This is a genomic window from Streptosporangium nondiastaticum, from assembly GCF_003011965.1.
GTDB classification, from domain to species: domain Bacteria; phylum Actinomycetota; class Actinomycetes; order Streptomycetales; family Streptomycetaceae; genus Streptomyces; species Streptomyces nondiastaticus.
On record NZ_PXWG01000016.1, the window covers coordinates 59,749 to 71,990 of the forward strand.

General features: G+C 73.8%; 13 protein-coding genes. 9 read left to right on the forward strand and 4 right to left on the reverse strand.

Annotated elements, in window-relative coordinates; translation table 11 throughout:
* Position 1: 1 nt before the first annotated feature.
* A complete protein-coding gene (locus B7P34_RS09935; RefSeq protein WP_223267693.1) occupies positions 2–889 on the reverse strand; it encodes a TIM barrel protein in 888 nt (295 codons plus the stop codon).
* A gap of 97 nt (positions 890–986) precedes the next feature.
* Here B7P34_RS09935 and B7P34_RS09940 point away from each other — a divergent pair, with 97 nt between their 5' ends.
* From B7P34_RS09940 to B7P34_RS09970, 8 genes are all read left to right on the forward strand, one after another.
* Positions 987–1,259, forward strand: a complete 273-nt coding sequence (locus B7P34_RS09940) for a hypothetical protein (protein WP_106675462.1) — start codon at positions 987–989, stop codon at positions 1,257–1,259.
* Positions 1,256–1,636 (forward strand): helix-turn-helix domain-containing protein, encoded by a 381-nt coding sequence (locus B7P34_RS09945; RefSeq protein WP_223267694.1) that lies wholly within the window; start codon positions 1,256–1,258, stop codon positions 1,634–1,636. Before B7P34_RS09940 ends, B7P34_RS09945 begins: the two co-directional genes overlap by 4 nt.
* 67 nt (positions 1,637–1,703) lie before the next feature.
* Positions 1,704–2,321 (forward strand): 2-oxo-4-hydroxy-4-carboxy-5-ureidoimidazoline decarboxylase, encoded by a 618-nt coding sequence (gene uraD / locus B7P34_RS37410; protein ID WP_189382635.1) that lies wholly within the window; start codon positions 1,704–1,706, stop codon positions 2,319–2,321.
* Positions 2,318–2,647, forward strand: a complete 330-nt coding sequence (uraH, locus tag B7P34_RS37415; protein WP_189382637.1) for a hydroxyisourate hydrolase — start codon at positions 2,318–2,320, stop codon at positions 2,645–2,647. The genes uraD and uraH overlap by 4 nt, the downstream gene beginning before the upstream one ends.
* Positions 2,648–2,655: 8 nt before the next feature.
* Entirely contained in the window at positions 2,656–3,558 is a 903-nt protein-coding gene (gene pucL, locus B7P34_RS09955; protein WP_106675463.1) for a factor-independent urate hydroxylase, read from the forward strand.
* Positions 3,559–3,614: 56 nt separating this feature from the next.
* Positions 3,615–5,009: an 8-oxoguanine deaminase gene (locus B7P34_RS09960; protein WP_106675490.1), complete on the forward strand. Its 1,395-nt coding sequence runs from the start codon at positions 3,615–3,617 to the stop codon at positions 5,007–5,009.
* A gap of 91 nt (positions 5,010–5,100) precedes the next feature.
* Positions 5,101–6,492 (forward strand): nucleobase:cation symporter-2 family protein, encoded by a 1,392-nt coding sequence (locus B7P34_RS09965; RefSeq protein ID WP_223267695.1) that lies wholly within the window; start codon positions 5,101–5,103, stop codon positions 6,490–6,492.
* Positions 6,493–6,561: 69 nt separating this feature from the next.
* Positions 6,562–8,100: a YfcC family protein gene (locus B7P34_RS09970; protein ID WP_106675464.1), complete on the forward strand. Its 1,539-nt coding sequence runs from the start codon at positions 6,562–6,564 to the stop codon at positions 8,098–8,100.
* Here B7P34_RS09970 and aceB read toward each other — a convergent pair whose 3' ends face one another.
* On the reverse strand, positions 8,101–9,720 hold the full coding sequence (aceB, locus tag B7P34_RS09975) for a malate synthase A (protein ID WP_106675465.1): 1,620 nt from the start codon (positions 9,718–9,720) through the stop codon (positions 8,101–8,103). It lies immediately after the preceding gene.
* A 106-nt stretch (positions 9,721–9,826) separates the two neighbouring features.
* Positions 9,827–10,477 (reverse strand): nucleotidyltransferase family protein, encoded by a 651-nt coding sequence (locus tag B7P34_RS09980; protein ID WP_223267696.1) that lies wholly within the window; start codon positions 10,475–10,477, stop codon positions 9,827–9,829.
* Positions 10,478–10,631: 154 nt separating this feature from the next.
* Here B7P34_RS09980 and B7P34_RS09985 point away from each other — a divergent pair, with 154 nt between their 5' ends.
* On the forward strand, positions 10,632–10,982 hold the full coding sequence (locus tag B7P34_RS09985; RefSeq protein ID WP_189382641.1) for a DUF5955 family protein: 351 nt from the start codon (positions 10,632–10,634) through the stop codon (positions 10,980–10,982).
* 352 nt (positions 10,983–11,334) lie between these two features.
* Here B7P34_RS09985 and B7P34_RS09990 read toward each other — a convergent pair whose 3' ends face one another.
* Positions 11,335–12,042 (reverse strand): IclR family transcriptional regulator, encoded by a 708-nt coding sequence (locus tag B7P34_RS09990; RefSeq protein ID WP_435693956.1) that lies wholly within the window; start codon positions 12,040–12,042, stop codon positions 11,335–11,337.
* Positions 12,043–12,242: the final 200 nt, after the last annotated feature.

A 12,242-nucleotide genomic window follows, 5' to 3' on the forward strand; every position in this document is an offset into this window, starting at 1 on the left:
CTTACGTCGTGGACGGGTCGTCGTGGGCGGGGCGTCGCGGCTGGTCCAGCCAGTCGAAGGCCCCCGCGCCGGAGGCGGCCCGGTACTCCAGGCCCACCCACCCGCCGTACCCGGCCCGTTCGAGCCGCTCCAGCAGGTCAGGGACGTCCAGGACGCCGGAGCCGGGCGCGCCGCGCCCCGGCGCGTCCGCCAGTTGGACGTGGCCGCACGTCTTCCCGTACGCGGTGATCGCCGCGGCCACGTCCTCGCCCGCCACCGCCAGGTGGTAGAGGTCCATCAGGAAGCGGGCGTTGCCGAGCCCGGTGGCCTCGTTGACCCGCTCCGCCAGGGCGACGGCCGCTGCCGAACCGGTCAGCGGGTACGCGGGGGACTCGACGGGGTTGAGCGCCTCGATCAGCACCTGCGCGCCCACGCGGTCCGCCGCCTCCGCGGCCCGTACGAGGTTCTCCAGGGCGAGCGCGTCCTGGGCGCGCGGATCGGCGCCCGCGATCCGGTTGCCGTACAGGGCGTTGAGCGCCGTGCACCCCAGGGAGGCCGCGAACCCGGTCGCCACGTCGAGGTTGGCGCGGAAGCGGGCGGACTCCGCGCCGGGCACGGAGAGGGCGCCCCGGTCGGGCCCGGGAAGCTGCCCGGCGTAGAAGTTCAGGCCCACCAGCCGCGTGCCGGCGTCGTCCAAGGCCCGCCGCAGGGCGTCGAGTTCACGGTCCGGCGGAGTCGGTGTCGCAGGCCAGGGCCACCACATCTCGACGGCGTCGAAGCCCGCTGCCGCCGCCGCGGCGGGCCGTTCCAGGAGCGGCAGTCCGGTGAAGAGCATCGACAGGTTGACGGCGAAGCGGTGCCGGGGGAAGGGCGTTCCGTGAGGTGTCCCGTGGGGCATCGGGTGGGGCATCGCGTCCACTCTCCTTCCGTATAACGGAAAGTGCATTCTGCTGTACGGAAGCGTGCTGCCGTTCCCGCCGCCTGTCAAGGCGGGTAGGTTGACCGTCGTGCGATTGCGAGTGGAGTTCACGACCGAACCGTTCGACCTCGACCGGATGCCGCCCCATGCAGAGGCCGCCCGGGACGCCCTGCAGGGCGCCGCCCTCGACGCCGTGGATGTCGGCCCCTTCGGGAACGCCGCGGAGGGCGCCGGCGCCGCCGTGCTCGACGCCGTGCAGCAGGTGCTGAGCGCCTCGCTCGAAGCCGGCGCCACCCGGGTGTCGCTGCAGGTCAGCGTGGTCGGCGAGGACGCTCCGGCGGCGGCGGAGGAGGCGCCGTGACCGGGGAAGCGGCCGCCCACCCCTTCCGTACGGCGGTCGCGCCCCTCGTCGACGCCATGGGCGGCGAGCTGATCGACCCGGAGCGCGCCGAGGACGGCGACGTGGTGCTGTCCTGGGAGGGCCGCGAGGTCGTCGCCGTACGGCTGCCGCGCCTGTCGGCCTCGCTCGGCCACATGCTGGCCGACCTGGAGCGCCGCCACGGCAGGCCCCTGGCCGAACTCGACCGCAGGACCAAGCAGTCGGTCGTGCGCGGGCTGGAGGAGCGCGGCGCCTTCTCCCTGCGGCACGGCGTGGAGACCGTCGCCGCGGCGCTCGGCGTCAGCCGGTTCACGATCTACAACTACCTCAACCGGACGGACGGTTCGGAAAGTTCCTGACGTTCCCGGGCGACTTCGGCGACTTCTTCAACAAACTGTTGACGCGGCGTTCGCCGGGGCGTTAGCTATGCGCAGTCATCAGCTCGCGCAGCCCGTCCCCGCAGCCCCGTCATGGGGGCAGCCCGCCATGCAGCCCGTCACCGCCACCACGGAGGCGCCCGTGACTCCGAGCTCGCCGCCGGGACTCACCCGGTTCAACACCGCCGAGGACGGCGCGGCCCGCGCCGCGCTGCACGCGATCTGCGGCAGCCGCGCGTGGGCGGACGCGCTCCTCGCCCGGCGCCCCTACCCCGCCGCCGAAGCCCTCCTCGCCGCGAGCGACGCCGCCACGGCCGCCCTCTCCGCGGCCGCCCTGACCGAGGCCATGGCGGCGCACCCGCCCATCGGGCGCCCGGAACCCGGCGACCCGGCCTCCGCGCGCGAGCAGCGCGGCATGGCGCAGGCCCCGTCCGCGCTCCGGGCCGAGATGCTCGAACTCAACCTGGCCTACGAGCAGAAGTTCGGGCACGTCTTCCTGATCTGCGCCACCGGGCTCGACGCGACCCGGATGCTCGACGCGATCCGGCACCGGCTCGGCAACACGCCGGAACGCGAAAGGGAGAACGTGCGCACGGAACTCGGCAAGATCAACCGCATCAGGCTGGCCCGGCTGCTGGAGGCCCCGCAGGAAGGCGCCCGCCCGTGAAACCCACCGCCACCGTGTCCACGCACGTCCTGGACACCGCCGCCGGCCGCCCGGCCGAGGGCGTCGCCGTCGAACTCGCGGCGCGCAGCGGAGACGACGCGCCCTGGTCGGTGTGCGGCACGGCCGTGACGGACGCGGACGGGCGGTGCGCCGGGCTCCCGGCGACGCCGGAGGGGACGGCGCACGTCCGGCTCCGGTTCGGCGTCGAGAAGCACACCGCGTTCTTCCCGGAGGTGGCCGTGGCCTTCGCGGTCGTCCCCGGCGAGCACCACCACGTACCGCTGCTGCTCAGTCCGTTCGGCTATTCCGTGTACCGAGGGAGCTAGCACCCACCATGCCCACCGTTCTCGGCCAGAACCAGTACGGCAAAGCCGAAACCCGCGTCGTCCGGGTCACCCGCGAAGGCCCCGTCCACCACATCAGGGACCTCAACGTCTCCATCGCCCTCTCCGGCGCCATGGACGACGTCCACACGCGGGGCTCCAACGCCGGCGTCCTGCCGACGGACACCACCAAGAACACCGTGTTCGCCTTCGCCAAGGAGTACGGCATAGCGTCCGCCGAGGAGTTCGCCGTGCGGCTGGCGCGCCACTTCGTCTCCCAGCAGGAGACGATCCACACCGCCCGGATCCGGGTCGAGGAGTACGGCTGGGACCGGATACCGGCCACCGGCGGCGCCGCGCACTCCTTCGTCCGCCGCGGTCAGGAGACCCGCACCGCACAGGTCACCTACGACGGGGACGGCGAGTCGTGGCAGGTCCTCTCCGGCCTCAAGGGCCTCGTCGTCATGAACACCACCGACTCCGAGTTCCACGGCTACGTGAAGGACCGCTACACCACCCTCCCCGAGACCCGCGACCGGATCCTCGCCACCGAGGTCAACGCCTTCTGGCGGCACGCCGGCCGGCCCGAGGGCGAGAAGCCGGACTGGGACGCGTCCTACGAGCGGACGCGCGGCCACCTGCTGGCCGCCTTCGCCGGCACGTACTCCCTCTCCCTCCAGCAAACCCTCTACGCCATGGGCTCCCGCGTCGTCGACCAGGAGCCCGGCATCGACGAGATCCGCCTCTCCCTCCCCAACAAACACCACTTCCTGGCCGACCTCCGGCCCTTCGGGCTCGACAACGACAACGAGGTGTACTTCGCGGCCGACCGCCCGTACGGCCTCATCGAGGCCACCGTCCTGCGCGACGGCGCCACGGCGGCCGTCCCGGTGGACCTGACCAACCTTCCCTGAATCTGAACCTGAATCTGAATCTGAACCTGGACCTGGACCGACAGCGAGGAATGACCGTGGCCGCCGCACCCCCCACCGCCAGCACCGAACGCCTCGTCATCGAGAACTGCGCGATCGCCACCGTCGACGCGGACGACACCGAGCACGCCTCGGGCCACGTCGTCGTCGCCGGCAACCGCATCGAATCCGTCGGCCCCGGGCCCGCGCCCGCCGGGCTCGAAGGCGTCCTCCGGCGCGTCGACGGCACCGGCCACCTGGCCACCCCCGGCCTGGTCAACACCCACCACCACTTCTACCAGTGGATCACCCGCGGCCTCGCCCAGGACCACAACCTCTTCGACTGGCTCGTCGCCCTCTACCCCACCTGGGCCCGCATCGACGAACCCATGGTGTACGAGGCGGCGCGCGGCTCCCTCGCGATGATGGCCCGCGGCGGCGTCACCACCGCCATGGACCACCACTACGTCTTCCCCGAGGGCTCGGGCGACCTCCTCGGCGCCGAGATCCGCGCCGCCCGCGAGCTGGGCGTCCGCTTCCACCCCACGCGCGGCTCGATGGACCTCGGGGAGTCCGCCGGCGGCCTGCCGCCGGACTTCGCGGTCGAGAGCACCGACGCCGCGCTCGCCGCCACCGAAGAGGCCGTCGACACCCACCACGACCCGGCCTTCGACTCCATGCTGCGCATCGGCGTCGCGCCCTGCTCGCCCTTCTCCGTCACCACCGAGCTGCTGCGCGAGGCCGCGGCGCTGGCCCGCCGCAAGGGCGTGCGCCTGCACACGCACGGCGCCGAGACCGTCGACGAGGAGCGGTACTGCAAGGAGAAGTTCGGCATGGGCCCCACGGACTACTTCGAGTCCACGGGCTGGCTCGGCGACGACGTGTGGATGGCCCACTGCATCCACATGGCCGACGCCGACATCGCCGCCTTCGCCCGCACGGGCACGGGCGTCGCCCACTGCCCCTCCTCCAACGCCCGGATCGCCGCCGGCACCGCCCGCGTGCCCGACCTGCTCCGGGCCGGCGTCCCCGTCGGCCTCGGCGTCGACGGCACCGCGTCCAACGAGTCCGGCGAGCTCCACACCGAGCTGCGCAACGCGCTCCTCGTCCACCGGCTGGCCGGCGGCGAGAAGGCGCTGAACGTACGTCAGGCACTGCGGCTCGGCACGTACGGCGGCGCGCAGGTGCTCGGGCGGACGGACGGCATCGGCTCGCTGGAGCCCGGCAAACTCGCCGACCTGGTGCTGTGGAAGCTCGACGGCCTCGGCCACTCCACGATCGCCGACCCGGTCGCCGCGCTCGTCCTGGGTCCGCCCGCGCCCGTCACCCTCTCCCTGGTCAACGGCCGCCCCGTCGTCGAGCACGGCCGGCTCGTCACCGCCGACGAGGACGACATCGCCCGCGCCGCGCGCGCGGAGGCGCAGCGCCTGGCCCGCCTGGCCGAAGGCGCCTGAAACGCCGGCCGAGGGGGACGGCCCTCGGCCGGTCCCGGTCCGCGGGGGCTGATCGCCGTCGCGGCGGCTTCAGAAGCGAAGGAGGCACGCCGTGGCCGCAGACGACGTCGAAGCCACCCGCACCGCCCGTACCGCCGCCACCGCCGCCCTCGGCGCCCCGCACCCCGTCGACGAGATGCTCCGGCCGGGCCGGCTCCTGGCCGGCGGGCTGCAGCACGTCGCCGCGAGCTACGCCGGCGTCGTCGCGCCGCCGCTGGTCCTCGCCGCGGTCGTCGGCCTGCCGCCGGCGGAGACGGCCTTCCTCGTCGGCGCGGCCCTCTTCACGGCGGGCATCGCGACCCTGCTCCAGACGATCGGGTTCTGGAAGGTGGGGGCGCGGATGCCGTTCGTCAACGGCGTGTCCTTCGCGGGGGTCGCGCCGATGACCGCGGTCGCCGCCACGCAGGCCGACAAGAGGGACGCCCTCCCCGTGATCTTCGGCGCCGTGATGGTCGCCGGGGCCTTGGGCTTCCTCCTCGCGCCCTGGTTCTGCAGACTCGTCCGTTTCTTCCCGCCGCTGGTGAGCGGCACCGTCATCACCCTGATAGGCCTCACGCTGCTGCCGGTGGCGTTCGGCTGGATACAGGGCGGCGCCCCGGGCCGCCCGGCCTCGCCGACGAGCCTGGCCCTGGCGGCGGCCACGTTCGCGATCGTGCTCGTCCTGCGCCGCGTCCTGCGAGGCTTCCTGCGGCAGATCGCGATCCTGCTGGGCCTGGTCGCCGGCACCCTGATCGCGATACCGGCCGGGGCGGTCGACCTCGGCCCGGTCGAGCACGCGGACCCCGTCGGCTTCCCGACGCCGTTCCACTTCGGCGCCCCGCACTTCACGCTGTCCGCGATCGTGTCGATGTGCGTGCTGATGCTGGTCTGCATGACGGAGAGCACCGCCGACATGCTCGCGCTCGGGCAGGTCGTCGGCCGCCCGGCGGACGAGCGGACCATCGCGGCGGGCCTGCGCGCCGACACGCTCGGCACGGCCGTCAGCCCGTTCTTCAACGGCTTCGCCAACAGCGCCTTCGCGCAGAACATCGGCCTGGTGGCGATCACCCGGGTGCGCAGCCGCTACGTGGTGGCCGCGTGCGGCGGGATGTTCGTCGTGCTCGGCCTGAGCCCCGCGTTCGCCTCCCTCATCGCGGTCGTGCCGCGGCCGGTGCTCGGCGGGGCGGGCATCGTGCTGTTCGGGACGGTGGCGGCCAGCGGCATCCAGGTGCTGCTGGGGGCGGGCCTGGACCGGGGCGACAACCTGCTGGTGGCGGCGGCCTCGCTGGGCGTCGGCATGATCCCGGTGATCTCGCGGACGTTCTACGACGGCGCGGGCGTCCCCGAGACGCTGCGGACGCTCCTGGACTCGGGGGTGAGCGCGGGCTGCCTGACGGCGGTGCTGCTGAACCTCGCGTTCAACCACGTGGGCAGGGGCCGCGGCAGCCAGAGGCGTGGCGGCTAGGGAGCATCTGAGTATTTCGCAACAATAGGGGCAAAGTGACTCACCCTCAGCGCGGAGAGGGGCCCCGTCGTGGACGCCGAAGCCGAGAGAGCAGCAGCCGGCGGCCCCGGAGCGCCGGGCGGGCGCCGCCGCTTCGTCTTCCCCAGCGCGCTGACCGTCCTCGCGGCCGTCACCGTCGCCGTCTGGATCCTCACCTTCGTCATCCCCTCCGGCGCGTACGAACGCAGCGCCGACGGCCGCCCCCTGCAGGGCACCTACCACCGCGAGCCTGCGCCCGGCGGCTTCGTGCACCGGCTCGGCGACCTCTTCCTCGCCCCCGTCAACGGCCTCTACGGAGTGCGCGACACGGCCACCGGCGAGGTGACGCCCGACGCGACCGGCGCCCTCTACGGCGCCGCCGCCGTCTTCCTCTTCGTCCTCGCGATCGGCGCGTTCATCACGGTCGTCTTCGCCACCGGTGCCCTGGACCGCGGCATCGAGCGCCTCGCCCACCGGCTGCGCACCCGCGGCGCCCTGCTGATCGCGGGCGTCATGACCGTCTTCTCACTGCTCGGCACCGTCGAGGGCTTCGCCGAGGAGACCCTGGGCTTCTACGGGCTGATCGTGCCCCTCATGCTCGCCCTCGGCTACGACCGCCTGGTCGCCACCGGCGCGATCATCCTCGGCGCGGGCGTCGGCGTGCTCGCCTCGACCGTGAACCCCTTCGCCACGGGCGTGGCCTCCGCGGCCGCCGGCATCTCGCTGGGGGACGGCATCGCGCTGCGCTTCGTGATGTGGATCGTCCTCACGGCCGTCACCATCGGCTACGTGCTGCGGTACGCGGGCCGGGTGCGCACCGACCCGGCCCGCTCCCTGACCAGTTTCCTGCCGGGGGACCGGGAGCTGGCGGCGGAGGCCGCCGCGGAGCCCCCGGAGCTGACGCGGCTGCAGAAGACCGTGCTCGTGGCGGTGGCCCTGGTCTTCGCCTTCATGATCTTCTCGGTCATCCCGTGGGCGAGCGCGCTCACCGGCAGGGCCGACGCCACGCCGTACGGCTGGGAGCTGGGCTGGTCCTTCGCCCAGCTCGCGGCGCTGTTCATCGTCGCCGCCGTGCTCATCGGGCTGCTGGCCCGGCTGGGGGAGCAGCGGCTGAGCGCCACGCTCGTGCAGGGCGCGGCGGACTTCATCGCCCCCGCGCTGGTGATCGTCCTCGCCCGCGGGGTCACCGTCATCATGACCAACGCGAAGATCATCGACACGGTGCTGCACGCCGTGGAGAGCACGGTGTCGGGCACGCCGGCCGCGGTCTTCGCGATCCTCGTTTACGTCGTCAACCTGCCGCTGGCCTTTCTGATCCCCTCGACCTCCGGCCACGCCACGCTCGCCATGCCCGTCCTGGCCCCGCTCGCGGGCTTCGCGGGCGTGCCGCGCGCCGTGGTGGTCACGGCCTGGCAGTCCGCGAGCGGGGTGATGAACCTGTGGGTGCCGACGACCGCCGTCGTCATGGGCGGCGTGGCGCTCGCGAAGATCGGCTACGACAAGTACTTGCGCTTCGTCTGGCCGCTGCTGGTGCTCCTGTCGGTGCTGATCTGCGGCTTCGTGGCGCTGGGCGCGGTGGCCGGGAGCTAGCTAGTCGCCAAGCAGGTCGTAGGCGGGCAGGGTGAGGAACTCGGCGTAGTCCTCGTCCAGAGCGACCTTCAGCAGCAGGTCGTGGGCCTGCTGCCAGCGGCCCGCCGCGTAGGCCTCCTCGCCCAGCTCGGAGCGGATCGCGGCGAGTTCCTCGGCGGCGACAGCGCGCACGAGCTCCGCCGTGACCTTCTCGCCGTTGTCGAGGACGACGCCGGCGGCGGTCCACTGCCAGATCTGCGAGCGGGAGATCTCGGCGGTCGCCGCGTCCTCCATCAGGTTGAAGATGGCCACCGCGCCCAGGCCGCGCAGCCACGCCTCGATGTAACGGGTGGCGACGGCCACGGCGTTGCGCAGCCCGGCGAAGGTCGGGCGGGCCTCCAGCGAGTCCACGGCGGTGAGCTGGTCCGCCGTCACGCGGACGTCCTCGCGCAGCCGGTCCTTCTGGTGCGGGCGGTCGCCGAGGACCGCGTCGAAGGAGGCGCGGGCGACGGGCACGAGGTCGGGGTGGGCGACCCAGGAGCCGTCGAAGCCGTCCCGCGCCTCCCGGTCCTTGTCCGCCTTGACCTTCTCGAAGGCCGCCTCGTTGACCGCGGGGTCCTTGCGGGAGGGGATGAACGCGGCCATCCCGCCGATCGCGTGCGCACCGCGCTTGTGGCAGGTGCGCACCAGCAGCTCGGTGTAGGCGCGCATGAACGGCGCCGTCATCGTCACGGCGTTGCGGTCGGGCAGGACGAAGCGGGGGCCGCCGTCGCGGAAGTTCTTGATGATCGAGAAGAGGTAGTCCCAGCGGCCCGCGTTGAGGCCCGAGGCGTGCTCGCGGAGCTCGTGGAGGATCTCCTCCATCTCGTACGCGGCGGTGATCGTCTCGATCAGCACGGTGGCGCGGACGGTGCCCCGCGGCAGGCCCGCGTACTCCTGCGCGAAGACGAAGACGTCGTTCCAGAGGCGGGCCTCCAGGTGCGACTCGGTCTTGGGGAGGTAGAAGTACGGGCCCTTGCCGAGGGCGATCAGCCGGTGGGCGTTGTGGAAGAAGTACAGGCCGAAGTCGACCAGCGCGCCGGGCACGGCACGGCCGTCCACGGTCACGTGGCGTTCGTCCAGGTGCCAGCCGCGGGGGCGGACGACGACGGTCGCGAGCTCCTCGGCGGGCCGCAGGGCGTAGCGCTTGCCCCGGGCGTCGGTGAAGTCGATGCGCCGCTCGAACGCGTCGATCAGGTTCAGCTGGCCCAGGACGACGTTCTCCCAGGTGGGCGCGGAGGCGTCCTCGAAGTCCGCGAGCCAGACGCGGGCGCCGGAGTTGAGGGCGTTGACGGTCATCTTGCGGTCCGTCGGCCCGGTGATCTCCACCCGGCGGTCCTCCAGGGCGGGCGGGGCCGGTGCGACGCGCCAGGAGGGGTCCTCGCGGACGGCGGCCGTCTCCGGCAGGAAGTCCAGCCGGCCCGTTCGGGCGATCTCGGCCCTGCGCCCGGCCCGGCGGGCGAGGAGCTCGTCGCGGCGGGGAGTGAACCGGCGGTGCAGCTCGGCGACGAACGCGAGCGCGGGCCGTGTGAGGACCTCCTCCTGCCGCTCCAGCGGCCGGGCGGTGACGGTGGCCGGCGAGGACGGAGCGGGTGCGGACATGGGCGTCACTCCCTCGGGGCGACGGCACGGGGTGCCGTGACGATGGTCTTTTTCGGAGAGTAGTTTCCTTATCGCGGAAGTTCAATGGGGTGGGCGGCCCGCAGTGTCAGTCCGGCCGGCCCGGCGACCCGCTCAGCAGTCCGAGATCCTCCGGGACGTCGACGTCCCGTGGATCGGCGACGTCCGCACACTCCACGAGCGTGACGGCGGAGGCGTGCGCCCGGAGATACGCGCGGGCGCCGCGGTCGCCCGCGGCCGCCCGGGCCACGCCCTCCCAGTGCTCGCGCGCGAACAGCACCGGGTGGCCGCGCTCACCCCCGTACGAGGCCGCGGCCAGCCCGGCGCCCGCGCGGTGGGCCGCCAGCAGGCGGGACACCGCGGCGGCGCCGACGCCCGGCTGGTCGACGAGCGAGACGACGACCGCCCCGGCGTCCGTCGCCTCGAGCGCCGCGAGGCCCGCGCGCAGGGACGAACCCATGCCGTCCGGCCAGCGGGGGTTGTCCACCAAGGTGCAGTGGGCGAGATCGGCGTGTACGCGCACCTCCGCGGCGGCCGCGCCCAGCACCACGCACACCGGCGCGCAGCCGCCCTCGGACAGGGCCCGCGCCGCGTGCTCCACGAGCGGGCGGCCGCGGAAGCCGAGCAGGGCCTTGGGGCGCCCGCCCAGGCGCCTTCCGCCGCCCGCGGCGAGCAGCAGGCCCGCGACGGGCGGGTGCGGAACCGGCATGTCCGGCGCGCTGTCCGTGGTAGGTGTCATGGCCCCTGCATATCGCATCGCTGACGACGGTGGAGCGGGCGGTGGCCCATCACCCGTGCGTGCGACGCCCGGACCTCATTTCGCTGAGCGTATGGCGCTCTGTACGGATAGTGGCGTTAACTGATCCGCGCGAGCGCGTGGGAGGGGGAGTGTCGTGGCGGAAGGCGCCGTAGTGGTGGACGAGCAGCGGGCGGGCCGCGTGGCCGAGGATCCGAGGGTGAGCGAGCTGCGGGAAGCGGTCTCCCGCCTGCGCCGGGCGCTCGCGGGCCACCCCGCGCCCTTACCCGACCGCGACGCGGCCGAGGAGGAGCTCGCGGCGCTCGACGCGATGGCCCGCGCGGGCGACCCCGAGCTCTCGCGCCTGCGACGGTCCTTGCTGCTGGTCGCCGGCGCCGTGGGATCGGTGAGCGCCCTGTCCCCGTCCCTGACGGCCGTCCACCAGGCGGTGGACAACTTCGCACCCCCGGCGGACGACTCCGTCCCGCCACCGAGGGAGGGCGAGTAGCGGCACGGCGCGATGCCAGGCCGTTCCCTCCGCCGCGGCGGAGGCGGGGCGCAGCGCCGTACCGCCGTCCGGTCGGAACCGCTGCGCGGGGACGTGCCGGGCCGGCCGGGCCGGCATATCCCTTCCGCCGCGGCGGTGATCAGCCACTGTCGGCCGTTTCGGCGGTGCCGTACTGCGGTGGTCCCGGCACCGCCGGGCTGCGCCGCGGTGGTGGCGCGCCGTGGCGGCGGAAGAAGGCGGCGCGGCGCACGCGGGCACATGCGCGGCGCTGTATCGCCGCCCGGGCGGTGCCGCTGGCGGAGGAGGAGTGCGGTGCCGGAACCGAGAAGAACCCCGGACCGGGCCCGAAGCCTCAGGCGGAGCCGGCCGCCGCGCCGGCGAGGTCCGCCGAGAGGGCCGCGGCGACCTCCTTCAGGAGGGGGACGATCCGCTCCGTGGCCGCGTCCGTGACCCGGCCCGCGGGGCCGGAGATGGAGATGGCCGCCACGGTGGGCGAGTCCGGCACCGGCACCGCCAGGCACCGCACCCCGATCTCCTGCTCGTTGTCGTCCACCGCGTAGCCGTGCTCGCGCACGCGCCCCAGCGCCTCCAGGAAGCCCTCGGGCGTGGTGATGGTCTTCTCGGTCGCGGCGGGCATCCCCGTACGGGCGAGGATGGAGCGCACCTCGTCGTCGGGGCTCTGCGCCAGCAGCGCCTTGCCCACGCCGGTGGTGTGCGGCAGCACCCGCCGCCCCACCTCGGTGAACATCCGCACGGAGTGCCGCGAGGGCACCTGGGCGACGTAGACGACCTCGTCGCCGTCGAGCAGCGCCATGTTCGCCGTCTCGCCGGTCTCCTCGACCAGCCGCGCCAGGTGCGGGCGGGCCCACGTGCCCAGCAGCCGGGACGCGCTCTCGCCGAGGCGGATCAGCCGCGGCCCGAGCGCGTACCGCCGGTTGGGCTGCTGGCGGACGTACCCGCAGGCGACGAGCGTGCGCATGAGCCGGTGGATCGTCGGCAGCGGCAGCCCGCTGCTCGTGGCGAGCTCGCTCAGCCCGACCTCGCCGCCCGCGTCGGCCATCCGCTCCAGCAGGTCGAAGGCGCGCTCCAGGGACTGGACGCCTCCACTGGGGGAGGGGGTGCGGGGCTCGGCGGACGGGGGCACGGCGGGTCCTTTCGGGTACGGGGTGGGAGCAGCCTACCGGGCTCCCACCGCGCCGCTCCGCCGCCGGAGGTCTTGACGGGTGAGGGGAGCGACAGAAGACTGCCCCCACGCTGTTC

What these genes read in the sequence shown, in the direction of transcription:
- B7P34_RS09980 (WP_223267696.1), bottom strand. Translation starts at nt 10,477, where the DNA reads ATGACACCTACCACGGACAGCGCGCCGGACATGCCGGTTCCGCACCCG.
- aceB (WP_106675465.1), bottom strand. Translation starts at nt 9,720, where the DNA reads ATGTCCGCACCCGCTCCGTCCTCGCCGGCCACCGTCACCGCCCGGCCG.
- uraD (WP_189382635.1), top strand. Translation starts at nt 1,704, where the DNA reads ATGCGCAGTCATCAGCTCGCGCAGCCCGTCCCCGCAGCCCCGTCATGG.
- pucL (WP_106675463.1), top strand. Translation starts at nt 2,656, where the DNA reads ATGCCCACCGTTCTCGGCCAGAACCAGTACGGCAAAGCCGAAACCCGC.
- B7P34_RS09990 (WP_435693956.1), bottom strand. Translation starts at nt 12,042, where the DNA reads ATGGCCGACGCGGGCGGCGAGGTCGGGCTGAGCGAGCTCGCCACGAGC.
- B7P34_RS09935 (WP_223267693.1), bottom strand. Translation starts at nt 889, where the DNA reads ATGCCCCACCCGATGCCCCACGGGACACCTCACGGAACGCCCTTCCCC.